The organism is Pseudomonas sp. LB3P14, assembly GCF_054898045.1.
Genome location: NZ_CM142714.1, coordinates 2,491,383 through 2,512,722, shown reverse-complemented (window position 1 = coordinate 2,512,722; position 21,340 = coordinate 2,491,383). Strand labels below are relative to the sequence as shown.

Sequence of the window (21,340 nt, the reverse complement as noted above, 5' to 3'; positions counted from 1 at the left end):
AGCGCAGTTGCCTGGGAACCAAAAAACTCCCAGGCAACTGAAGGCAATCAGCGCCGATCCAGCCACACCGTCTGGGCATTGCAGAATTCGCGTACACCGAAATGCGAGAGCTCACGGCCAAAACCGCTTTTCTTCACGCCGCCGAAGGTGACACGCGGGTCGGATGCGCAATAACCATTGATAAACACGCCACCGGTTTCCAGTTCACCGGCCATCTGCTGGGCAAGCTCGACGTTGCGTGTGTAAATGGTTGAGGCGAGGCCGAATTCACTGTCATTCGCCAGTTCCAGCGCGTGGGCTGCATCGCGCGCAGTGATGATCGAGGCTACTGGGCCAAACAATTCCTGCTTGAACGAGGTCATCTGGTCAGTGACATCAGCGAAGACAGTTGGCTCGTAGAAGTTGCCCGGGCCTTCAGCCTTCTTGCCGCCCAGCAACAACGTTGCGCCTTCTTCCAGGGTATCGCGCACCTGTTGATCCAGTTCATCACGAAGATCAAAGCGAGCCATCGGACCGATGTAAGTGTCGGCGGCCAGTGGATCGCCGACCACCAGTTTTTGCGTGGCTTCGACGAACTTGCGTGTGAATTCCTCGACGATGCCTTGCTCGACAATCAGGCGTTTGGCGGCCGCGCAGACTTGCCCGGTGTTTTGATAACGGCCAATCACGGCGGCTTTGACCGCTTCGTCGAGGTCGGCATCGTTAAGCACAATGAAGGGATCGGAGCCGCCCAGTTCCAGTACACACTTTTTCAACGCCGCACCGGCTTGAGCGCCGATGGCCATGCCGGCTCGCACGCTGCCGGTGAGGGTCACCGCAGCGATACGTGGATCAGCAATCGCGGTGGAGACGCCGTCCGGCGTGACATTGATGACCTCGAAGACACCTTCGGGAAAGTCGGCGCGTTTGAAGGCTTCCCGCAGCAGATAAGCGCTGCCCATCACGTTTGGCGCATGTTTGAGCACGTAGGTGTTGCCGGCGATCAACGCTGGAACGGCCCCGCGCACGACCTGCCAGATCGGGAAGTTCCACGGCATCACAGCGAGAATCGGACCGAGCGGGCGATATTCAATGCGCGCTTTGCCACCTTCAACCAACGTCGGTTCCGCAGTCAGCATGGCGGGGCCGTGTTCGGCGTACCATTCGCAGAGCTGCGCACACTTTTCAATTTCGCCGCGCGCCTGAGTGATCGGCTTGCCCATCTCCAGCGTGATCATGTTCGCCATTGCTGCGGTGTTGTCGCGCAATGCCTGGGCCAGGGCGATCAACAACTGCGAGCGTTGATCAACGGGTTTGCTGCGCCAGACGCGGAACCCGGCAGCGGCGCGGGCAAGGGCGGCGTCCAGTGCCGATGCGGATTCGAAAGGGTAGAGGCCGATCTGCTCGCCGGTGGCGGGGTTGATCGAAATGGCATGGTTGAGGCTGGAAACTTGGGTCATGGCACCGTCCTGCGAGGTGGGGATGCGCTCAGGTTACGGTGGCGTTTGTTTTCTGGAAACTGAATAATACTGAGCATATCGTTCACGTTTGGAGAATGACTTGGATCTGGTTCAGCTCGAAATTTTCAAAGCCGTTGCCGAGCACGGCAGTATCAGCGCGGCCGCTCAGCACATCCACCGGGTGCCTTCGAACCTGACGACGCGGATCAAGCAGTTGGAGCTGGATCTGGGCGTGGACCTGTTTATCCGCGAGAAGAGCCGTCTGCGCCTTTCGCCGGCCGGCTGGAGTTTCCTGGACTATGCACGGCGCATCCTCGACCTGGTCCAGGAGGCCCGCGCCACTGTGGCGGGCGAAGAACCGCAGGGATCGTTTCCCCTGGGGTCACTGGAGAGCACCGCTGCGGTGCGTATCCCTGAACTGTTGGCCGCGTATAACCAGAAGCACGCCAAGGTCGAGCTGGATCTGTCCACCGGCCCGTCGGGGACCATGATCGACGGGGTGTTGTCTGGCCGGCTGGCGGCAGCGTTTGTCGATGGACCGGTGCTGCACCCGGCACTGGAAGGCGTGCCGGCGTTTGAGGAAGAAATGGTGGTGATCGCACCGCTCAACCATTCCCCGATCCATCGCGCGGGAGATGTTAACGGTGAAAACATCTATGCCTTCCGCTCCAATTGCTCCTACCGCCACCACTTCGAAAGCTGGTTCGCCAAGGACGCCGCAGTACCCGGCAAGATTTTCGAAATGGAGTCCTATCACGGCATGCTGGCGTGCGTCAGCGCCGGTGCAGGCCTGGCGCTGATGCCCCGCAGCATGCTCGAGAGCATGCCCGGATGCACCACGGTGAGCGTCTGGCCGTTGTCGGAATCGTTCCGCTATTTGCGCACCTGGCTGGTGTGGCGCCGGGGGACGGTGTCACAAAGTCTGACCATGTTTGTGCGCTTGCTGGAAGAGCGCGGGGTGGTGCGGGATGAGGCGGTGCGCTAGTTCGCGCGCGAGAATGTCCAGACCGGTATGCCGGCTCATTCCCCGGCTTTCGTCGACTTGATCAGATTATTACGCAGCTTCACGATCGCCTTCTGCAGGGTCGTGAACTCGTCGAGTGTCAGGCCCGTCGCGTCGGCGAGGCCCATTTCCGGTTGGCCTTCGCGCAGCTGCCGACCGTTCTTCGTCAGGCTGATCCGTACCTGGCGCTCGTCCTCGGGATCGCGCTGCCTTTGCAAAAAGCCCATCGCTTCCAGCTTCTTCAGGATCGGGGTCAGCGTGTTCGATTCGAGAAACAGCTTTTCGCCCAGGCTGCCGACGGTCTGATGGTCTTCCTCCCAGAGCGCGACGATGGTGATGTATTGCGTATAGGTCAGCCCAAGCTGCTCGAGTATCGGCTTGTAAGCCTTGCCGAAAGCCAGGTTCGTGGAATAGACCGCAAAACACAGGAAGTCGGAGAGCTTCAGGTTGTCGGGGGCGGCGTTGTCAGTGGGTTTCATGTACATCCTCTTTGGCCGAAGACTGATGGCTCGCAAAAAGTGAAATATACCTCGTATGCGATTGTGTCGAAACGACTCTAACTGACGGTGGCGGCCGGTTCGACGGCGAAAGTCGAACCGGTCGTACGGTGCATCATGCTGTCAGGGCGTGTATGACCACGTCGATATTGCCTCGCGTCGCCTTCGAGTACGGGCAGATTTGGTCTGCGGCGTGCGCCAGTTCCGTCGCGACGTCTTGCGTCAAGCCTGGCACGCGAAGACTCAGTCGGGCCTGGAGGAAGTAGGCCGGACCGGTCTGGCCCAGATCGATCTCAATATCAATGGCCAGATTGGGCGGCAGCGTCACCTTCATATTTTTTGCCGCGAGCTCGACGGCGGCGGTGTAGCAGGCCGACCATGCGCCGGCGAACAGCTGCTCTGCGGATGGGTGCGGCACAATGGCGGCGAACTCGTGTGCCAGTTTCGGGTTTCCAGGCGACGAGAGCTGGATGTCGAGGCCGCGGGAAGAGTTGCCACCGTCGCTGAACGTCGTGTGGGTTTTGCCTGTGGCCAGGACTTTTTCGATCTTGTTCATGGTTGAGTCCTCATCGTTTTGTTGGGTTGTGATTCGTATGCGCTTTAAGCGCATACGATATATGTGGCGTATCGACAGTGCCAATCGATAGCAACGCCGCGCGGTGCGTCAAGCCGTGAGGACGTTCAGGGCCACGTCAATGTTACCCCGCGTCGCTTTCGAGTACGGGCAAATTTGATCTGCGGTGTGCGCCAGTGTCGTCGCAACGTCGTGCGCCAGACCCGGCACGCGCAGGGTCAATCGAGCCTGAAGGAAGTAGGCCGCACCGGTCTGACCCAGATCGACTTCGATGTCGACGGACAAATCCGACGGCAGCACCACATTCATCTCACCGGCCACCAGCCCGACGGCGGCGGTGTAGCAGGCCGACCATGCGCCGGCGAACAGTTGCTCGGCGGTCGGGTGCGGCTGGGTGCCGGCGAACACGTGGGCTGGCTTGGCGTTGCCAGGCGTCGACAGGATGATGTCGAGGCTGCCGTCATGGCCGCGCGAGGTGTTGCCAGCGTCGCTGACGGTGGTGTGGGTTTTGCCGGTGGCCAGTACTTTTTCGATCTTGCTCATGATGATTTCCTAAGTTTCTACTGATTTCGTATGCGCTTATATCGCATGCGACATATTTAATGGATTAAATCGATCTTCACGCCGTCAGGACGTTCAGCGCCACGTCGATGTTGCCCAGCGTCGCTTTCGAGTACGGGCAGAGTTCGTGTGCGGCGTGCGCCAGTGCGGTTGCGACGTCGTGTTCAACGCCCGGCAAGCGGACAAAGAATCGAGCCTGAAGGAAGTAAGCCTGACCGGTCTGGCCCAGATCGACCTCGATGTCGACAGACACATCGGCCGGCAGCACCACTTTTTTCGCCTTGGCTATGTGTTCGATGGCGGAGATGTAGCAGGCCGACCATGCACCGGCGAACAGTTGCTCGGCGGTCGGGTGCGCTTGGGTGGCTGCGAACACGTGGGCCGGTTTTGCGTCACCTGGCGACGACAGCTCGATGTCGAGGTTGCCGTGGGCACGGGTCGCGTCGCTGAACGTGGTGTGGGTTTTGCCGGTAACCAGTACTTTTTCGATCTTGCTCATGGGATGAATCCTCAACGTTTCAATAGGTGGTGTTTGTCTGTCGTATACGTTTGTATCGTATGCGATGGAAATAATACTCGCGCAGAGCTCAATCGGTGTCAAGGGGTGGTGTGAGGTCCAGCCGACGAATGGTTTGTCGGCGGAATATGCCGAATTCGTCGTCGACCGGGCCTAAAGCGATCAAGCCGTGGCGTCTGGAATGGGCCAGTCTGGACGGTCTGTCCAAGGAGTTGATGATGAAACGACTGTCCCTGGCCGAAGCTCGCGAGCTGGCCGAATCGATCTTGCTGAACAACGGTTTCAACCTTGCCCACGCTCAGGCGGTGGCCGCCACGGTGATTGCCGGCGAGCGCGATGGCTGCGCCTCCCACGGTCTGTACCGGGTTTTGGGATGCGTAAATTCGCTCAGGGCCGGCAAGGTGGTGGCCGATGCCCAGCCACGGGTGGTCGACCAGGCCCCTTCGATCGTGCGGGTCGATGCGGCGGGTGGTTTCTCCCAATTGGCGTTTCAGGCAGGCCTGCCATTACTGGAGGAGAAAGCCCGGGCAAACGGGATTGCGGCGTTAGCGATCAATCGCTGTGTGCATTTTTCCGCACTGTGGGTCGAGATCGAGCAGCTGACCGCTGCCGGCCTGGTGGCGCTGGCGTGTAGTCCCAGCCATGCCTGGGTCGCGCCGGCAGGAGGCAGTCAGCCGGTGTTCGGGACTAATCCCATCGCATTCGGTTGGCCGCGTTCGGGCACGGATCCCTTTGTGTTCGACTTCGCCACCAGCGCGATTGCCCGTGGCGAAATCGAGTTGCATCGACGTGCCGGCCAAGCGATTCCCGAGGGTTGGGGTGTGGACGCTGACGGGCAGCCGAGCACCGATGCGAACGTGGTGCTTGATGCGGGCGCGATGCTGACGTTCGGCGGGCACAAGGGCTCGGCGCTGGCCGCCATGGTGGAGTTGATCGCCGGGCCGTTGATCGGTGACCTGACCAGTGCCGAATCGCTGGCCTATGACGCCGGCAGCAAGTCATCGCCGTACCACGGCGAGCTGATCATCGCCCTCGATCCGCGGCGCTTTCTTGGCGAGGCCACCGAGCAGCACTTGGCCCGTGCCGAAGTGATGTTCCAGAGCATACAAGAGCAGGGCGCACGCTTGCCTTCGCAACGGCGTTACGAGGCGCGAGCACGCAGTCTGGTGGAGGGCGTGCAGATTCCCGAAGCCTTGTACAACGACTTGAAGGCACTGCTGGATTGAAGGGAAACGGGCGCCAGTGGCGCCCGTTTGGTTCTACAGCGGTTGGCGATGGCTGTTGCCGTCGACCAGGCGGGTGATGCCAAGCGGATTGGCGTTTTTCAACGCCTCGGGCAAGAGCGCATCCGGGCAGTTCTGGTAGCACACCGGGCGCTGGAAACGCTCGATGGCCAGGCTGCCGACCGAGGTGCCACGGGCATCGGAGGTGGCCGGGTAGGGACCTCCATGCACCATCGCATCGCAGACTTCGACGCCAGTCGGGTAGCCATTGAACAGTACCCGGCCGACTTTTTGTTCGAGCAGCGGCAGCAGCTCGTCATGGGTTTGCAGGTCACCGGCCTCGGCAATCAACGTGGCCGTGAGTTGACCGTGCAAACTCTGCAACGCCCGTTGCAGTTCCACCTTGTCGGCCACTTCCACCAGAACCGTGGTGGGGCCGAACACTTCTTCCTGCAGCAGCGGGTCGCCGTTGAGTAGCAGGCTGACGTCGGCCTTGAACAGCTGCGGCTGGGCTTGCTTGCCCTGTTGTTCACGACCGGCCAGGTGGCTGATGTGCGGATGCGCGTGCAGCGCCTGCACACCCTTGGCGTAGCTGGTTAACGTGCCGGCGTTGAGCATGGTTTGCCCCGGCTGGTCGGCCATTACCGTGCTGAGCGATTCAACAAATGCGCTGAACTCGGGGGAGCGAATGCCGATCACCAATCCGGGGTTGGTGCAGAATTGGCCGCAGCCGAGCACCACTGACGCGGCGAGTTCGCTGGCGATTTTCTCTCCCCGCAACTGCAGGGCTTCGGGCAACACCAGCACCGGATTGATGCTGCTCATTTCGGCGAACACCGGGATCGGTTGTGGCCGTGCGGCGGCCATGTCGCAGAGGGCGCGGCCACCCTTGAGCGAACCGGTAAAGCCCACCGCCTGGATCGCCGGATGCTTGACCAGCGCTTCACCGACACCCGCGCCGTAGATCATGTTGAACACGCCTTTGGGCATGCCGGTTTGCTCGGCGGCGCGAATGATCGCATCGGCCACCTGCTCGGCAGTCGCCATATGCCCGCTGTGGGCCTTGAACACCACTGGGCAACCGGCGGCCAGGGCGGCTGCGGTATCGCCACCGGCGGTAGAGAACGCAAGCGGGAAATTGCTCGCGCCGAACACCGCGACCGGGCCGACGCCGATCCGGTACTGACGCAGATCGACCCGTGGCAGCGGCTGACGCTCGGGCACGGCCCGGTCGATGCGCGCACCGTAGAAATCGCCACGGCGCAGGACTTGGGCAAACAGCCGCATCTGGCCGCTGGTGCGACCGCGTTCACCTTGAATGCGCCCGGTCGGCAGCGCCGTCTCGCGGGTTACCAGGGCGACGAACTCATCGTCCAGCGCATCGAGTTGCGCGGCGATGGCCTCGAGAAATTCCGCGCGCCGGCTCGCCGGCAAGTTGCGAAAGGCCGGGTAGGCGGCAGCCGCGGCTTGGGCAGCGGCGTCCACTTCCTCAATGTTGGCTTGCATGAACGAGTAGGGCAGCGCTTCACCGGTGCTGGCGTCATGGCTTTGCACGGTGGTGTTGCCGGCGGCGCTGCGCGCACCGCCGATGTAGTTGTGGCCGATGATGTGGGGCATGAAAAACTCCTGTCGAAATGTTGGGGCCGGGTTCTTTGTAGGAGCGAGGCTTGCCCGCGAAGAACTCAAGAACGACGCGTTTATTTCAGACAACACGCGTTATCGTTGACGTCCATCGCGGGCAAGCCTCGCTCCTACAGGGGCGTCTCAAGCCAACGAATCGCCCCGGCGAGGGATGGCGGGTTCGGCGGTGTCCAGGGCAGCGATCCGCGCGGCAGATTCGGCATCCACCAGGTGCAGCGACTTGCCGCGGGTTTCTCGAGTCAGACCGACGGCGACGATGGAGATCAGCGCGGCGCCGACCAGGTACCAGGCGATCGGTGTCGAGCTGTGGTACTTGTTGAGCAGAGTGAGGGCAATCAGCGGCGCCAATGAGCCGGCGAAGATCGGTGCCACCTGATAGCACAGGGACAACGCGGTGTAGCGCACGTGGGTCGGGAACATTTCGGCCATCAGCGCCGAATAGGGTGCGTAGGTCATCGACTCGATCGCCAGGCCCAGGGTGATCGCCGCGATGATCAGCCAGTTGTTGCCGGTGTCCATCATCGGGAAACCGATGAAGCCCCAGAACGCGGTGAGGATCGCGCCGGTCAGGTACACCGGTTTGCGCCCGACCAGGTCGGACAAATAACCCATCAGCGGGATCATGAAGAAATGCAGCAGGTGCGCGCCGAACATCAGAAACAGAATCTCTGAGGTGTCCTTGTGCACCACCAGTTTCAGGTAGGTAATCGAGAAGGTCACGACGGTGTAGTAAAGGATGTTCTCGGCAAACCGCGCACCGATGCCGACCAGTACCGCACGCCAGTGATGACGCAGCACTTCGACCACGCCCAGCTGTTGTTGCTTGTTTTGCGCCTGACGGGCCTGGGCTTCCTTGAAGATTGGCGCGTCATCGACGCTGGTGCGAATCCAGTAGCCGATCAGCACCACGACGGCCGAGAACCAGAACGCGACGCGCCAGCCCCAGGCAAGGAATTGCTCCTCGGAAAGGTTCGACGACAACAGTAGCAACGCGACAGTCGCCACCAGGTTGCCGGCCGGGACACCGGCTTGCGGCCAGCTGGCCCAGAAGCCCCGGCGATTGTCCGGGCAGTGTTCGGACACCAGCAGAATCGCACCGCCCCATTCACCGCCGAAGGCGAAGCCCTGGATCAGCCGCAGCAACACCAGCAACACTGGCGCGGCGTAGCCGATTTGGTCGAAACCGGGCAGGCAACCCATCAGGAAGGTGGTGATACCGACCACCACCAGGCTCAGTTGCAGCAGGCGTTTGCGGCCGAATTTGTCACCGTAATGACCGAACACCAGCCCCCCCAACGGGCGGGCGAGGAAGCCGACGGCATACAGGGCGAATGCAGCGAGGATGCCGTCGATCGGGCTGTCGGTCTGGCGAAAGAACAACTGGCCGAAGACCAGTGCAGAGGCGGTGCCGTAGAGGAAGAATTCATACCATTCGGCGACGGTGCCGGCCATGGCGGCGGCCACGACACGTTTGAGTCCCGAGGGTGTGGTTGCGCGGGAGGTGCTGTGAGGATTGGACAAGCTGGCGTTTCCTGTAGAGGCGCAAAGACAGGCAGCCGGGCCGGGTCCTCAAGGACCCGCCCGACAATCACTCAGAGACCGACGTCCGGCAACTCCGGACGATTGGCCAGGGCCTTGGCCATGATCTGCTCGACGAACACGCGATCAGCTTCCGGCAAGGCTAGGCGAGGCGGACGGGTCAGGGCGCTGCCGCGACCGGCGATGGCTTCGCACAACTTGATGCACTGCACCAGATCGGCACGGGCGTCGAGGTGCAGAATCGGCATCAGCCATTCGTAGATCGGCATGGCTTCGGCGAAGCGACCGGCCTTGGCCAGGCGGAAGATGGTTTCGCCTTCTTTCGGGAACACGTTGGACATGCCCGAGACCCAGCCTTCGGCGCCTACTGCGATGCTTTCCAGTACTACGTCGTCGAGACCGGCGAACAGCACAAAGCGGTTACCGACTTCATTGCGCACGTCGATGAAGCGCCGAGTGTCGCCGGAGGAATCCTTGAAGCACACCACGTTGTCGCAGTCGGCCAGGGAAATCAGGATGTCCGGGGTGACGTCGTTTTTGTAGATCGGCGGGTTGTTGTAAACCATCAGCGGTACGTCGGCGTTTTTCGCCACGTAGCGGTAGTGCTCGGCAGTCTCGAACGGCTTGGAACTGTAGACCAGCGCCGGCATCAGCATGACCCCGTCGACGCCAACCCGGCGCACGGCGTTTGCGACTTTGGCCGCTGCGACGCTGGTGAACTCGGCCACGCCGCAGATCACTGGCACGCGACCGCGGGAGGCGTCGACCGCGACTTCGGTCACGGCGATTTTTTCTTCGGCGGTCAACGAGGTGTTTTCCCCCACCGAACCGCAAACCACCAGGCCCGACACGCCGTCACGGATCACGTTGGAAATCACCTGGTGGGTTTTTTCCAGGTTGATGGTGAAGTCATCGTTGAATTGAGTGGTCACCGCGGGGAAGACGCCACTCCAGTTAATGCGCTTGCTCATTGTTGCCTCCGGTCCAGTAATTGTATTTCGTATACGATATTGCAAGTGACAACGCTCGGCCAGTGCTTTTTTCAGTTACGTAGGGTTTTTGCTAGCCGTTTGTCAGAGTTTTTGGTGATGGTTTGTAGGACTGTAATCAGGCCCCAGGCCAGGTGTCAGACAGGCGATAGCCTTGCGGCCAGGGATCGCTCGGATCGAGCAGCAACTGGTGGGTACCGGTGATCCAGGCCCGGCCGGAAATGCACGGGTAGATCGCCGGGCGTCCCGCCACTTCGGTCAGCGAATCGATGCGGCAGTGGAACTCGGAGCCGATGATCGAGCGGCCGATAAAACGCTCGCCGACCTGCATCAATCCCTTGGCCTGCAGAACCGCCATCCGCGCCGAGCAACCGGTGCCGGTCGGTGAACGGTCGATCTTGCCGGGTTGAATCACCACCGCGTTGGCCCCGGTGGCGATGCCATCTTCAACGACGATGGGCGCGGCAATCTGGCAGAAAGAAATATGCGACCACTCGGGGTTCAGCGGATGGACAAAACCCAGTTGTTCATTGGCCGCGCGGGTGATTTTCAGCCCGACCTCGACCAGTTCCGCCGCCTCATCAGGACGAATGGAGAAGCCCAGGCGCTTGGCGTCGGCGATTACAAAACTGTCGCCGCCGTACGCGGTGTCGACCTGCAATGAGCCGAGGCCTTCGACTTCGATCCAGGCATCGAGGCGGTCAGCGAAGGAGGGCACGTTCTTGATTTCCACCCGTTCGACCTTGCCGTCACGGCAGTCGGCAACCGCTTCGATCAGCCCGCCCGGCGCTTCGAGCACCAGCCGGGTTTGTGGTTCGGTCATCGGCAGGATGCCGCTGTCGAGCAACACGGTGGCCACGCACAGCGAGTTGGAACCGGACATCGGCGGTGTGTCGGCCGGTTCCATGATGATCCAGGCCATCTGCGCCCGAGGATCCTTGGCCGGCACCAGCAGATTGACGTGGCGAAACACCCCGCCGCGCGGCTCGTTGAGGACGAAGTTGCGCAAGGTTTGGTCCTTGGCTATCCAGCGCGACTGTTCCCACACGGTGGCCCCGGGCGGTGGCGCGACGCCGCCGACGATCACGTCGCCGACTTCACCTTCGGCGTGGCAGCTGACTACATGAATCACTTTCGATGAGCGCATGGTTTGCTCCTTGTTTTGTCTGTTTGGGCCCCTTCGCGAGCAGGCTCGCTCCCACATTGGCCTGGTGTACACCCCCAAACCCTGTGGGAGCGAGCCTGCTCGCGATGGGGCCATCCGTTACTTCACCGATTTCAGGAAGGCCGCGGTTTCCGCATGCACCGGATTACCAATAACCTGATCCGGCGAACCGATCTCGTGCACCAGGCCATTGCGAAAGAACGCCACGCGGTCGGACACATCGCGGGCGAAGCGGATTTCGTGGGTCACCAGGACCATGGTCATGCCGTCTTCGGCGAGCATGCGCATGGTGTCGAGTACCTCGCCCACCAATTGTGGATCGAGGGCTGAAGTGGCTTCGTCGAACAGCATGTAGTCCGGCGACATGGCCAGGGCACGGGCAATCGCCATCCGCTGTTGCTGGCCGCCGGAGAGCTTGCCGGGAAAGGCTTTGAGCTTGTCGCCCAGGCCGACGTGGGTCAGTTGTTTCACCGCCAGTTCCTCGGCGTCGCACTTGCTCTTGCCCAGCACTTTGCGTGGCGCCAGCATCACGTTTTCCAGCACTGTCAGGTGTGGGAACGCGTTCCATTGCTGGAAGACGATGCCGATCTTCTGCCGCAGGCGGTTGAGGTCGGTGGCGCTATGGTGGACCTCGACACTGTCGACGCGGATGTTGCCTTTCTGGATCGGTTCCAGGCCGTTGATGCACATCAGCAGGGTCGATTTGCCCGAGCCGGAGCCGCCGATGATCGACACCACCTCGCCCTTGTTCACCGTCAGGTTGACGCCCTTGACCACTTCGAGGTTGCCGAAGGATTTGTGTACGTTGTCGATCTCAATCATTTTCTTGCCACCTTCTTTCCAGACGAGCGCCCAGGCGAGCGACCACCAGGCTCATGACGTAGTAAATGAGGCCCGCGATGCACAGCACCAGCAGCGGTTCCTGAATGCGGGTCACGATGGTTTGCGAAGCGCGCAGCAGTTCGACGATGCCGATCCACATCACCAGCGCGGTGTCTTTCATCACGCTGAGCACCAGGTTCAGCCAGCCGGGAAAGGCCACCCGTGTGGCCATCGGCAGGACGATCCAGCGCAGGTCCTGCAGGAAACTCAGGCCCAACGAGCGACTGGCCCGGCGCACGGTGAAGGGCACCGAAAGCACGCCGCTGCGCACGATCTCGGTGAAGTACGCGGCGGCGTAGACCCCGAGCACAATGCAACCAACGCTGAAGGCGCTGATGTTCAAGCCGACGATGCTTTTCAGCGAATTGAACAACACAAACTGGATCAGCAGCGGCACGCTGCGAAACACGTCCAGCACCCAGGCCAGTGGTAGGCTGGCGCGCGGCAACAGCGCTCGCAGCAAGCCGAACAGCAGCCCGGCGAAAGAGCCGAGGATGATCGACCAGAACGTGAGTTTCAGAGTGACCCAGGCGCCATCAAGCAAGAACAACAGGTCATTCCAGGAAAAACTGGTGGTCAACATGGTCACCTCCTCAGTAACGGAACAGCCGCCAGGCCATCAGCCGGGCGACGGCGACGATTGCCTTGGCAATCAGGTAGTACAGCGCCGCGGCGATGGCGAAGTATTCGAAGGTGCGGAACGTCTTGACGTTGTAATCCTGGGTCACGCCGGTGAGGTCATTGTTCAGCCCGACGATCACCCCCAGCGACGTCATCAGCACCGCCCAGACCATCTGGTTACTCAACGGGTAGAACACGATCCGCAACAGCTGCGGAACGATGATCATCCGGTAGGCCTGAAAGGCACTCATGCCCAGCGAACGCGCGGCGCGCACTTGCGTGCCCGGCACAGCCTTGAGGCCACCGCGAAAGTTTTCCGCCAGGTAGCCGGCATTGTTGAAGGTGATCCCGGCCAGCAACGCGAACCATGAACTGACATGCAAACCCAGCGAGCCGAGGCCGAAGTAGAGGACGTAGATCTGGAACAGCGACGGGGTGTTGCGGGCGATCGACACCCAGCCATTGCCGATGCCGCGCAACAACGGTTGTTTGGTTTCGCGCATCACCGTCAGGGCCAGGGCGATCAACACGCCGAAGATCATCGACAGCGCGGCGGTCTCGAAGGTGACCCAGGCGCCGGCGAGCATGTCCGGCAGGGCGCGCAGGGTCGCGCGCCATTGGAAGGTGTAATCAAACATGCGCGTGGCTCTCCAGAGGGGCGGCTGATTGCAACCAGGCCGGCAAACGACCGCTGGCCGTGGCGTTGCAAGCGGCGTCGACACATTCGGCGAGGTTGGCGAAGTGCACCTTGCGGCCCACCAGGCCGGGTGCGTAATGGGCGTACTTGCCCGAATTGGTCATCAAGGTTTTGGCGGCCAGCGGGATCACCGGTTCGCCGAGCATGCACCAGCAGGTATCGGTGACCAGGGTGGCGCCGAAGGCTTCGATCACGGCGATATGTCCAGCCTCGCGGGCCTGCTCCAGCACCGCACGACCGCAGGTGATGGCGAGCACCACCTCGGGGTGTTTGTGCCGACCCCGACACAGCCGCGCCAGATGCGCGAATTCGCTGAGGGAGAAATGCGGGTTGCCCAGCGAGACCACATCCACCCGGTTGTCGCGTGCACTGTTGAGTTCACGCCAGCTGAGCAGCAAATCCTTCAGGCGGATTTTTTCCACCGGCACATCGGCATCCGCCTCCAGTACTTGCGTCGGGTCGAGTGCTTCCGGCGTCACCCCGGCGATATGGAACAGCGGCGCGGCGGAGGTGGTGGCAAAAGCCGCGCCGAAGGCTTTCAGGTCATCCAGGCTCGGCCTGCTGTGTTCCAGCCCCAGCACCAGCGCAATCCTGCTGCCGGCCAGGGCTCCGATGTGGTAACCGAGCAGGGGGTAGAAGGCATCATCCAACTCAGCCAAAACCGGCAATTCGATTTGCAGTCTCGCTTTACGTTGCGCGTCCAGATGGCAACCAATCAACGGCGCGCGGCCGGTCAGGGCGATGCAGATATCCAGGTAGTCCGGGTATTTCAGGGTGCGTGCGCCGAGCACGCTGTTGGCATAAACAACGGCGTTGGATTCGGCCCAGACGATTTGCTCGCCGGCCTTCGGCGCGCTGTCGAGCAAGTAGGGTGCGCAGGTGAAACTGAGCTGCGCGCCCATCGCCATATAGGCATCGCCCAGGGCAGTGGCCGGTACGCCAAGCGCCGGGTCGATGCCCAACTCACGCCACCGACGCTGGTCGACGGAAATCGAATTGAGCGTGGTCGGCACCCGTACTTTGGCTCCCCACTGCACCAGTTGTTCGGCGAAGCGCAGGCTCGCAGGTCCCGTATAAATGCAGCCGTCGATGTGTGCCTGGGTGACATCCACCAGGTTGCGCGCGCCTTGCAGTTCGGCCATGCGCAGGACGATCTGCATGGCGATCTGGGCGGCCTTGCCATACTCGCCATCGAGCAGCGCCCGATCGTGTTCGGTGAGTTCGATAGAGGTGATTTTTTCTGCTGTCTGCAACGGACTGTCGAGTGCCTGCCAGGCATCACCCGGCAGGCGTTCGAACACGGTCACCGTTGATGCTTCGACCCGAGCAAAGACCTTGCCGCGCAACGCGATGAAGGCTTCCCGGCCGATGCACAGCACCGGCAGGGAACGCTCGAAAATGGTCTGTGCCACGAGCACGCCCAGGGTCAGGATCTCATCGGGCTCGGCCAGCACCAGTGCGGCCGGCGCATGACCGTTGCTGATCAATTCCATCAGCACACTGCTTCCTGTGCACGAGCCGCGGCCGCTGGGAATGGCCAGCACCCGGCCGGCCAGGTAGTCGCCGCTCAGCGGGTGGTGACGGTCGATGACTTCGCCGCTGTACGGGTCGACCCCGCCCCAGAAACTCAGCCCGACATCGGCAAACAGCAAGGCGCCTTGTGCGGCGCCGGCGACCAGGCTGCGACCGGTCAGAGAAGTGGGCCTAGGCATGCCTGACACCTCAGTAATAGACCTTGGGCACGGTCAGGTCGGTGGGTGAAATCTCGGTGCCGACCCATTTGGTGAACAGCTCGTTGTATCGCCCGCTGCGCACTTGCTGGTTAACGAACAGGTTGAGGTAGTTGAGCAGGCCATACTCGTTGCGCTTGGCGCCCAGGGACACGTAGTCGATGGTGTACGGCGCGTTACCGGCGATTTTCAGGTTCTTGTATTTGCCCGACTTGATCGTGGCGGCGGCCACGGTGTTGGTCACCACGGTGGCGTCGATGTGGCCCTGGGCGACCGCCAGCAGCGTGTCGTTCTGCGACTGATAGGCGCGGAAGGAGCCGCTGCCCCAGCTCTTCACGTCTTTTTCCAGGGCGATGGCTTCGTAGGTGCCGCTGGTGTTGCCCAAGGCTTTGCCTTTGATATCAGCGAAGCTGTTGATGCCGGTGTTGTCGCGGGTCAGCACCACCATTTGAAAGGCGAAGTACGGCACGGTGAGGCCGACGGTCTTGGCCCGTTCAAGAGTGTCGGACGTGGAGGCAACGATTACGTCGGCACGCCCGGAGACCAGCGCCGGAATTCGATCGGGGAAGGGCGTTTCAACCACTTCGGCGTCGACCCCGAGGATTTTCGCCAGGTCGCGGCAGTAGTCGACGTCGAAGCCGGCGGGGTTGTTGCCTTCATCGCGAAAACCCATCGGTGGGAAGTCCAGGGTCACAGCGCAGCGCAGCTTGCCCGATCCAATAATGTCGTCGAGCTTGTCGGCCTGGGCGGTGGCGATGAAGGAAGTACTGAGAACAGCGCTGAGGGCTACGGCAAATGCGGGGTTTTTCATAGAGGCCTCGTGGTCGGAAAGTGCTGTTGGATATCGTATTGTGAATTTCGTATACGATATTAGATTAGCAATGAGCGTGCCTGTTTCTGAACAGCGGCGAGAATTGTTCGCCAAGCCTTGAGCTAAACGTCTTGCAAGATTGTGGGAATGGGGCGTAGGAGACGAACGCCTCGATGGCCTGTATCAGGCGGTGTTACAGAAGGGAGCAGTGGGAACGCCGGGCGCCCCTTAAAGGAACACTCGCCCGGGTTCAGCGACGACTTTCGCGATACTGACTCGGCGCCAGACTGGTCAAGGCGCGGAACTGTCGGCTGAAGGCACTGTGATCGGTGTAACCGCAGCGCAGGGCGATCTCGGTGATGGGCAGGTCAGTGTGCAGTAACAGCCGCGAGCCTTCTTCCAGGCGGGCCTTGTGAATCATCTGCCGTGGGGTGAGTTGGAACACGCGTTTGCAGTGGCGCTCCAGTTGCGCCACGGAAAACCCGGCAATCGCGGTCAGTTCGGCGAGGCTGATGGGGCGGGCGAAATGGCTGCGGATATGCGCGTCCACCGCTGCGAGTTTCTGGAACGCCGGATGGCTGGACTGTGGCAGTTGCAGGTCGCGGGAGATGCCGGCCAAGCCGACCACATGACCCTGCAGGTCGCGCAGCGCGAGTTTGTGGGTCAGGCACCAGACCGGCTGGTTGCCGTAATACAGGTGCAGTTCGAGTTGGTCAGCCAGCTCGCGGCCGGTGGACAGCACCCGCCGATCCTGCTCCGTATACAGCGGGCCGAAGCGCTCGGGAAAGACCATGTCGGCGGTGCGCCCGAGCAACTCGTCAGTGTGTTTGAAGCCGCAGCGCCGGGCCAGGGTCTGGTTGACGAAGGCGTAGCGGGCCTCGCTGTCCTTGATGAAAAACACCACGTCCGACAGGGTATCGAGCAGCGCCGCGATCGGCTGCAGACTGCTAAGCAGCGTCGGCAGGTCGCAGGGTTTGAAGGTAGTGAGCGAGGCATACATGGCGCTGGGCGTCTGGTGGCAATGCCCCGGATCATAGAGACTCGGCAGCGGACCCGAAAGCCCCCGGGCCGGCATTCAGGCCGGTGGGGTGTCGTCCAGGCACAACAAGGTCTCGATCCGCGCCGGACTGAAGGGCGGGCGTGGTGCCGAAGGTTGCCAACCGAACAGGTGCTGCAATGCGCCGCCACACACCCGGCCCTGGCACGCGCCCATGCCGCAGCGGCTGGCCAGTTTGGCCTCGCGCCAGTCAGCGTGCCCGGCAAGCAGCCCGTAAGGCACGTCTTCGCACCGGCACACCAGGGTGTCGGGTTGCGCCAGCGACTTGAGTTGCGGGTCGAGGGTGAATGCCTTGTTCAGGGCGTTGGCGAAACCCTGCCAACGCGCACGCCGAGGCCACAATGCTCGGGCCGAATCAACGTCACCGACCGCGGCATGACCGGCGATTGCGCCTTCGACCAACGCCAGTTCACTGCCACCGAAACCGGTGCATTCACCCGCCGCGAAGTGGTCGGCGCGGCTGCTGGTCTGCCAGGCATCGACCGCGAGCGCCTGGCCATCGAGTTCGCAGCCCAGGGCCTGGCCGAGTTGGGTATTGGGGATCAGACCGAAACCGCAGGCCAGGCGATCACATTCCAGTTCGACGATTTTTCCTTGCTGTTGCAGGCGCACACCTTCCAGCCGCTCAGTGCCCAGGGCGGCCAGTACATGGGTGCCGGTACGGTAATGGTGGTCGAACAACGTGACCGACTGCATCAACTTGTTGGGCCAGCGTGGCAGTCGGGCGGCGAAACCGCCGACGGCAGCCGAGGAGGCCTGCTCGGCGATGCGCAGCACTTGGGCGCCGTTGTGTTTTGCGGTGGCGGCGCTGGCCAGCAATAACGGTCCGCTGCCGGCAATCACAACGCGTTCGTCCTGCACCGGCAGGCCGCCCTTGATCAATGCCTGGAGGCCGCCAACTCCCGTCACGCCGGGCAGCGTCCAGCCGGGGAAGGGCAGAAGCAACTCGCGGGCGCCGGTACACAGAATCAGTTTGTCGTAACCGATCAACCAGCCTCGATCGGCGTCTTCGACCAGCAGTTGTTTCGGCCCGGCGCAGGCAATCACCCGAGTGCCGGAGTGGCGGCGGATGTTGCTGCACGCCTCCAGTCGCTGGCGCATCTGACGTGCCGGGTTCGGCAGCTTGGCCTGAGGCCCGTCACGCCAGATTTGCCCGCCCGGCAGCGGGTTGTCATCGAGCAGGACGATGCGCGCACCGCTTGACGCCGCAGCGAGCGCAGCGGCCATGCCGGCGGGACCGGCACCGATGATCAGCAGGTCGGCGTATTCGCTCATGCTTGAGTCTCCACGTGCATGCCGTCACGGCACAGCGTTTGGCAGGCCAAGCGCCGTCGACCGTCGATGGTCACCCGGCATTCCTGGCAAATGCCCATACCGCACAGCGGGGCGCGGCGTTGGCCACTGACCGAGGTGCGCGTGCAGCCATCGCCGCTCAGGGCCAGTGCTGCGGCGACACTGGTGCCTTCGGCAACCCGCAGGGCACGTCCGTCCAGCATCAATTCAGGCATAAACGGGCTCTCCGAGAAAACGTTGCGGCAGATACGGTTGCGCGGCCAGTGGCGGCGTTTCGTCGAACAGCTGCGCGACCAGCAGGTCGGCGGTGCCGGGGGCGGTGGTGACGCCGAGGCCCTCATGACCGACCGCCAGCCATAAACCTTTGCGTTGTGGATGCTGACCCACCAGCGGCAAGCCGTCGGGGCTGGCAGCGCGAAAACCGGTCCAGGCACGGATGCCGTTGAGCTGAGCCAGACCCGGCATGTAGTCGGCGGCACGTCTGAGCATTTTCGCCAGCATCCAGCCTTCGACCTGCGGGTCGGTGGTGCCGAACTGCCGCGAGGCACCGATGAACAGTTGCCCGGTCGGCCGGGGCTGAATATTGCACGCCGTCGATGGGCCAGTGGCGTTGTGGGCACTGGTGACGTAACCGAGTTCCACCAAGGTGTGGGTGACTTTTCCGGGGTAGCGGTCGGTGATCAGCAAGTGGCCTTTCTTTGGCTCGATCGGCAACTCCGGGCACAGCTCGTTGGCCTGGACGCCGTTGGCCAGAATCACCGCTTCGGCGCTTAGCCAGTGGCCGTCGTCGAGTCGCACGCGGTTGCCGTCGACTTCGCTGACCCGCGCCCGGCGTTGGCTGATGTTTGGTGTGTCGAGCATCCAATTGGCCGTCGCCGGCGCATAAAGAATGCCGTCGCCATTGATCAGCAGTCCGCCTTCCAGGCCCTCGCGCAGTTCCGGTTCGCGCTGGCGCAAGTCGCTGCGGGTGATCAATTCGCAGGCCACGCCTTGGGCCTGCAAGTTCAGGTATTTGCTGTGGGCGACGGCCATTTCTTCGGCATTGGCCGCCAGCCAGAGGGTGCCGTTGCGGCGAAACGCGCAGCCCTCGGGAAGGGCCGGCGCCAGTTCGCGCCAGCGTTGCAGGGAATATTGACTGAGGGCCAGTTCGGCCGGGTTGTCATCGAGGACCAGCAAGTGGCCCATGCCCGCCGCCGTAGCGCCCGGCAGGCCTGCGTCCAGCACCAGCACGCGCAAGCCGCGACCCGCCAGCGCCTGGGCACAAGCGGCGCCGATGATGCCGGCGCCGATCACGATCACATCGGCCACGTGGCCCTCGCTCACGGGCGAATGCCCCAGGCGAACGGGTCGTCCTGTTCGATGATCAGGCTGGCTTCGGCGCTGATAAAGGCGCGGCCGCGAATGGTCGGCACGATGCGCTCGCCCTGAAGTTCATAGGAACCCTCGAACTCGCTGCCGATGACACTGGCCTGACGCCAGATCTGTCCCGGCTGCAATTTGTCGTCGGCCGCCAGGCATGCCAGTTTGGCACTGGTGCCGGTGCCACAGGGCGAGCGATCGTAGGCCTTGCCGGGGCAGAGGACGAAGTTGCGGCTGTCAGCCTGCTCGTCATCGGCGAACAGCTCGACATGGTCGATCAAGCCGCCATCTTCGCCGCGGATCCCCTGAGCTTCCAGTGCTTGCTGCACGGCGAAAGTGTAGGCGGTCAGCGCCTCAATGTTGTCGCCAGCAATGTCCAGGCCATGCTCGGCGATCAGGAAGAACCAGTTACCACCCCAGGCAATATCGCCGACCACCTGGCCGACACCCGGCACCTGCAGCGCCAGCGCTTTGCGGTAACGGTACGCCGGCACATTGCGCACGCTGACCGAATGGTCTTCGTGCAGCGTCGCCTGCACCGTGCCGACCGGGGTTTCGATGCTGTGCACGCCAGGGCCGATCTTGCCCAAATGCGCCAGCGAGGCCACCAGGCCAATGGTGCCGTGGCCGCACATACCGAGGTAACCGCTGTTGTTGAAAAAAATCACGCCGGCACAGGCGCTCGGGTCCACCGGCTCACAGAGCAGGGCGCCGACCAGCACGTCACTGCCCCGTGGTTCGAGTACGCAGGCAGCGCGCCATTGATCATGCTGTTCGGCCAGCCGCTGTCGACGTTCGGCCATGCTGCCGTTGCCCAGGTCAGGAAAACCGGCGGTCACCAGGCGGGTCGGTTCGCCGCCGGTGTGGGAGTCGATCACGGTGATGCGTTTCATGGGAGGGCCACGTCCGTTCAGATGAGTGAACGAAAGAGTGGCCTGTGCGGGGGCTTGCCGGCTTGATGGTTTTATCCAGTGCCGATGACGAAATCGGCACAGTGGATTGAGCGGTCAGTGGCTGTGAGGCAGGTGTTCGAACAGGGTCTTGCAGACGCCGGCAATGTGCTCGTCGAGCAACTTCACCGCGAGGTCCACGTCACCGGCGCGACAGGCCGCCAGGATTTCCCGATGTTCGTGATCGGCGCGATCCTTGCCGGCCGAAAGGCTCATCTGCATGCGCAGGTAACGCTCCAGCTTGTCGTTGACCGAGCGGATCAGGCTGACCAGAAACGGCCGCTGCGCCGGCTCATAGAGGCAGGCGTGCAATTCCCAGTTGAGCTCGGCCCAGCGTCCCACGTCATCTTCGCCGATGAACTCCTGGCAGATGCGTTCGGCGCGCGCGAAAGTGTCTTCGGTCATGTTGGGAATGGCCAGGCGCAGCACCTTGTCTTCGAGCAGCATGCGCACTTCGAACATCTGCGCCAGCTCTGCATCGGAAACCCGGGTGACCATCGCCCCGCGATTGCGCTGAAACATCACCAGGCCTTCGGCCTCCAGGCGCTTGAGGGCTTCGCGCACCGGAATCTTGCTGACGTTGAACTGGCGGGCGATGTCGTCCTGGCGAATCGGCTCGTCCTCGGCGAAATGCCCGGCGACGATGGCGTCACGCAGATGACGGGTGATGATTTCCGACGTCGAAGGCGAATTGCCAAGGTCGGGAGCGTTGAGTTTTGTCAGGGCCACGGTCGTGATCGTTCGGAATGAGTTGCAGATATGGTATACGAATTTGCCCGGGTGTTCGTCGGC

General features: G+C 62.3%; 22 protein-coding genes. 2 read left to right on the top strand and 20 right to left on the bottom strand.

What is annotated here, in order from left to right:
• Nucleotides 1-47: 47 nt before the first annotated feature.
• Nucleotides 48-1,439 carry an aldehyde dehydrogenase family protein gene (locus ACYZT5_RS11515; protein WP_462051207.1) on the bottom strand — a complete coding sequence of 464 codons (1,392 nt, stop codon included), beginning with the start codon at nucleotides 1,437-1,439 and terminating at the stop codon, nucleotides 48-50.
• Nucleotides 1,440-1,539: 100 nt separating this feature from the next.
• On the opposite strand from ACYZT5_RS11515, the gene ptrR reads away from it, so the two are divergent.
• Nucleotides 1,540-2,424, top strand: a complete 885-nt coding sequence (gene ptrR, locus ACYZT5_RS11510) for a putrescine utilization regulator PtrR (protein WP_462051206.1) — start codon at nucleotides 1,540-1,542, stop codon at nucleotides 2,422-2,424.
• 35 nt (nucleotides 2,425-2,459) lie between these two features.
• Here ptrR and ACYZT5_RS11505 read toward each other — a convergent pair whose 3' ends face one another.
• The 4 genes from ACYZT5_RS11505 to ACYZT5_RS11490 form a co-directional block, all read right to left on the bottom strand.
• Nucleotides 2,460-2,921: a MarR family winged helix-turn-helix transcriptional regulator gene (locus ACYZT5_RS11505; RefSeq protein WP_462051205.1), complete on the bottom strand. Its 462-nt coding sequence runs from the start codon at nucleotides 2,919-2,921 to the stop codon at nucleotides 2,460-2,462.
• A 133-nt stretch (nucleotides 2,922-3,054) separates the two neighbouring features.
• Nucleotides 3,055-3,495, bottom strand: coding sequence for an Ohr family peroxiredoxin (locus tag ACYZT5_RS11500; RefSeq protein ID WP_462051204.1), 441 nt, complete (start codon nucleotides 3,493-3,495; stop codon nucleotides 3,055-3,057).
• A gap of 108 nt (nucleotides 3,496-3,603) precedes the next feature.
• On the bottom strand, nucleotides 3,604-4,056 hold the full coding sequence (locus tag ACYZT5_RS11495) for an Ohr family peroxiredoxin (protein ID WP_462051203.1): 453 nt from the start codon (nucleotides 4,054-4,056) through the stop codon (nucleotides 3,604-3,606).
• 76 nt (nucleotides 4,057-4,132) lie between these two features.
• The gene (locus ACYZT5_RS11490) at nucleotides 4,133-4,573 is read right to left on the bottom strand and encodes an Ohr family peroxiredoxin (RefSeq protein ID WP_462051202.1); all 441 of its coding nucleotides are present in this window, start codon (nucleotides 4,571-4,573) and stop codon (nucleotides 4,133-4,135) included.
• A 236-nt stretch (nucleotides 4,574-4,809) separates the two neighbouring features.
• On the opposite strand from ACYZT5_RS11490, the gene ACYZT5_RS11485 reads away from it, so the two are divergent.
• On the top strand, nucleotides 4,810-5,817 hold the full coding sequence (locus ACYZT5_RS11485; protein ID WP_462052234.1) for an Ldh family oxidoreductase: 1,008 nt from the start codon (nucleotides 4,810-4,812) through the stop codon (nucleotides 5,815-5,817).
• 33 nt (nucleotides 5,818-5,850) lie between these two features.
• Here ACYZT5_RS11485 and ACYZT5_RS11480 read toward each other — a convergent pair whose 3' ends face one another.
• The 15 genes from ACYZT5_RS11480 to ACYZT5_RS11410 all read right to left on the bottom strand — a co-directional run bounded on the left by ACYZT5_RS11480 (nucleotide 5,851) and on the right by ACYZT5_RS11410 (nucleotide 21,277).
• A complete protein-coding gene (locus ACYZT5_RS11480; RefSeq protein WP_462051201.1) occupies nucleotides 5,851-7,431 on the bottom strand; it encodes an aldehyde dehydrogenase (NADP(+)) in 1,581 nt (526 codons plus the stop codon).
• A gap of 147 nt (nucleotides 7,432-7,578) precedes the next feature.
• A complete protein-coding gene (abaF, locus tag ACYZT5_RS11475) occupies nucleotides 7,579-8,976 on the bottom strand; it encodes a fosfomycin efflux MFS transporter AbaF (RefSeq protein WP_462051200.1) in 1,398 nt (465 codons plus the stop codon).
• 71 nt (nucleotides 8,977-9,047) lie between these two features.
• Entirely contained in the window at nucleotides 9,048-9,965 is a 918-nt protein-coding gene (locus tag ACYZT5_RS11470) for a dihydrodipicolinate synthase family protein (protein WP_462051199.1), read from the bottom strand.
• A 136-nt stretch (nucleotides 9,966-10,101) separates the two neighbouring features.
• Complete coding sequence (locus tag ACYZT5_RS11465) at nucleotides 10,102-11,130, bottom strand: trans-3-hydroxy-L-proline dehydratase (protein ID WP_462051198.1); 1,029 nt, start codon at nucleotides 11,128-11,130, stop codon at nucleotides 10,102-10,104.
• 117 nt (nucleotides 11,131-11,247) lie between these two features.
• A complete protein-coding gene (locus ACYZT5_RS11460; protein ID WP_462051197.1) occupies nucleotides 11,248-11,970 on the bottom strand; it encodes an amino acid ABC transporter ATP-binding protein in 723 nt (240 codons plus the stop codon).
• The gene (locus tag ACYZT5_RS11455; RefSeq protein ID WP_008157201.1) at nucleotides 11,963-12,613 is read right to left on the bottom strand and encodes an amino acid ABC transporter permease; all 651 of its coding nucleotides are present in this window, start codon (nucleotides 12,611-12,613) and stop codon (nucleotides 11,963-11,965) included. The genes ACYZT5_RS11460 and ACYZT5_RS11455 overlap by 8 nt, the downstream gene beginning before the upstream one ends.
• A gap of 10 nt (nucleotides 12,614-12,623) precedes the next feature.
• The gene (locus ACYZT5_RS11450; RefSeq protein ID WP_462051196.1) at nucleotides 12,624-13,289 is read right to left on the bottom strand and encodes an amino acid ABC transporter permease; all 666 of its coding nucleotides are present in this window, start codon (nucleotides 13,287-13,289) and stop codon (nucleotides 12,624-12,626) included.
• Complete coding sequence (lhpI, locus tag ACYZT5_RS11445; RefSeq protein WP_462051195.1) at nucleotides 13,282-15,060, bottom strand: cis-3-hydroxy-L-proline dehydratase; 1,779 nt, start codon at nucleotides 15,058-15,060, stop codon at nucleotides 13,282-13,284. Before lhpI ends, ACYZT5_RS11450 begins: the two co-directional genes overlap by 8 nt.
• A 10-nt stretch (nucleotides 15,061-15,070) precedes the next feature.
• Nucleotides 15,071-15,889: an ABC transporter substrate-binding protein gene (locus tag ACYZT5_RS11440; RefSeq protein WP_462051194.1), complete on the bottom strand. Its 819-nt coding sequence runs from the start codon at nucleotides 15,887-15,889 to the stop codon at nucleotides 15,071-15,073.
• A gap of 250 nt (nucleotides 15,890-16,139) precedes the next feature.
• Nucleotides 16,140-16,889: an AraC family transcriptional regulator gene (locus ACYZT5_RS11435; RefSeq protein ID WP_462051193.1), complete on the bottom strand. Its 750-nt coding sequence runs from the start codon at nucleotides 16,887-16,889 to the stop codon at nucleotides 16,140-16,142.
• A 75-nt stretch (nucleotides 16,890-16,964) separates the two neighbouring features.
• On the bottom strand, nucleotides 16,965-18,221 hold the full coding sequence (locus ACYZT5_RS11430; protein WP_462051192.1) for an FAD-dependent oxidoreductase: 1,257 nt from the start codon (nucleotides 18,219-18,221) through the stop codon (nucleotides 16,965-16,967).
• Nucleotides 18,218-18,454: a (2Fe-2S)-binding protein gene (locus tag ACYZT5_RS11425; protein WP_008157207.1), complete on the bottom strand. Its 237-nt coding sequence runs from the start codon at nucleotides 18,452-18,454 to the stop codon at nucleotides 18,218-18,220. Before ACYZT5_RS11425 ends, ACYZT5_RS11430 begins: the two co-directional genes overlap by 4 nt.
• The gene (locus ACYZT5_RS11420) at nucleotides 18,447-19,562 is read right to left on the bottom strand and encodes an NAD(P)/FAD-dependent oxidoreductase (RefSeq protein WP_462051191.1); all 1,116 of its coding nucleotides are present in this window, start codon (nucleotides 19,560-19,562) and stop codon (nucleotides 18,447-18,449) included. The genes ACYZT5_RS11425 and ACYZT5_RS11420 overlap by 8 nt, the downstream gene beginning before the upstream one ends.
• Nucleotides 19,559-20,491, bottom strand: a complete 933-nt coding sequence (locus ACYZT5_RS11415; protein ID WP_462051190.1) for a 4-hydroxyproline epimerase — start codon at nucleotides 20,489-20,491, stop codon at nucleotides 19,559-19,561. Before ACYZT5_RS11415 ends, ACYZT5_RS11420 begins: the two co-directional genes overlap by 4 nt.
• Before the next feature lie 114 nt (nucleotides 20,492-20,605).
• Nucleotides 20,606-21,277 (bottom strand): GntR family transcriptional regulator, encoded by a 672-nt coding sequence (locus ACYZT5_RS11410; RefSeq protein ID WP_282382455.1) that lies wholly within the window; start codon nucleotides 21,275-21,277, stop codon nucleotides 20,606-20,608.
• Between the last annotated feature and the right edge of the window lie 63 nt (nucleotides 21,278-21,340).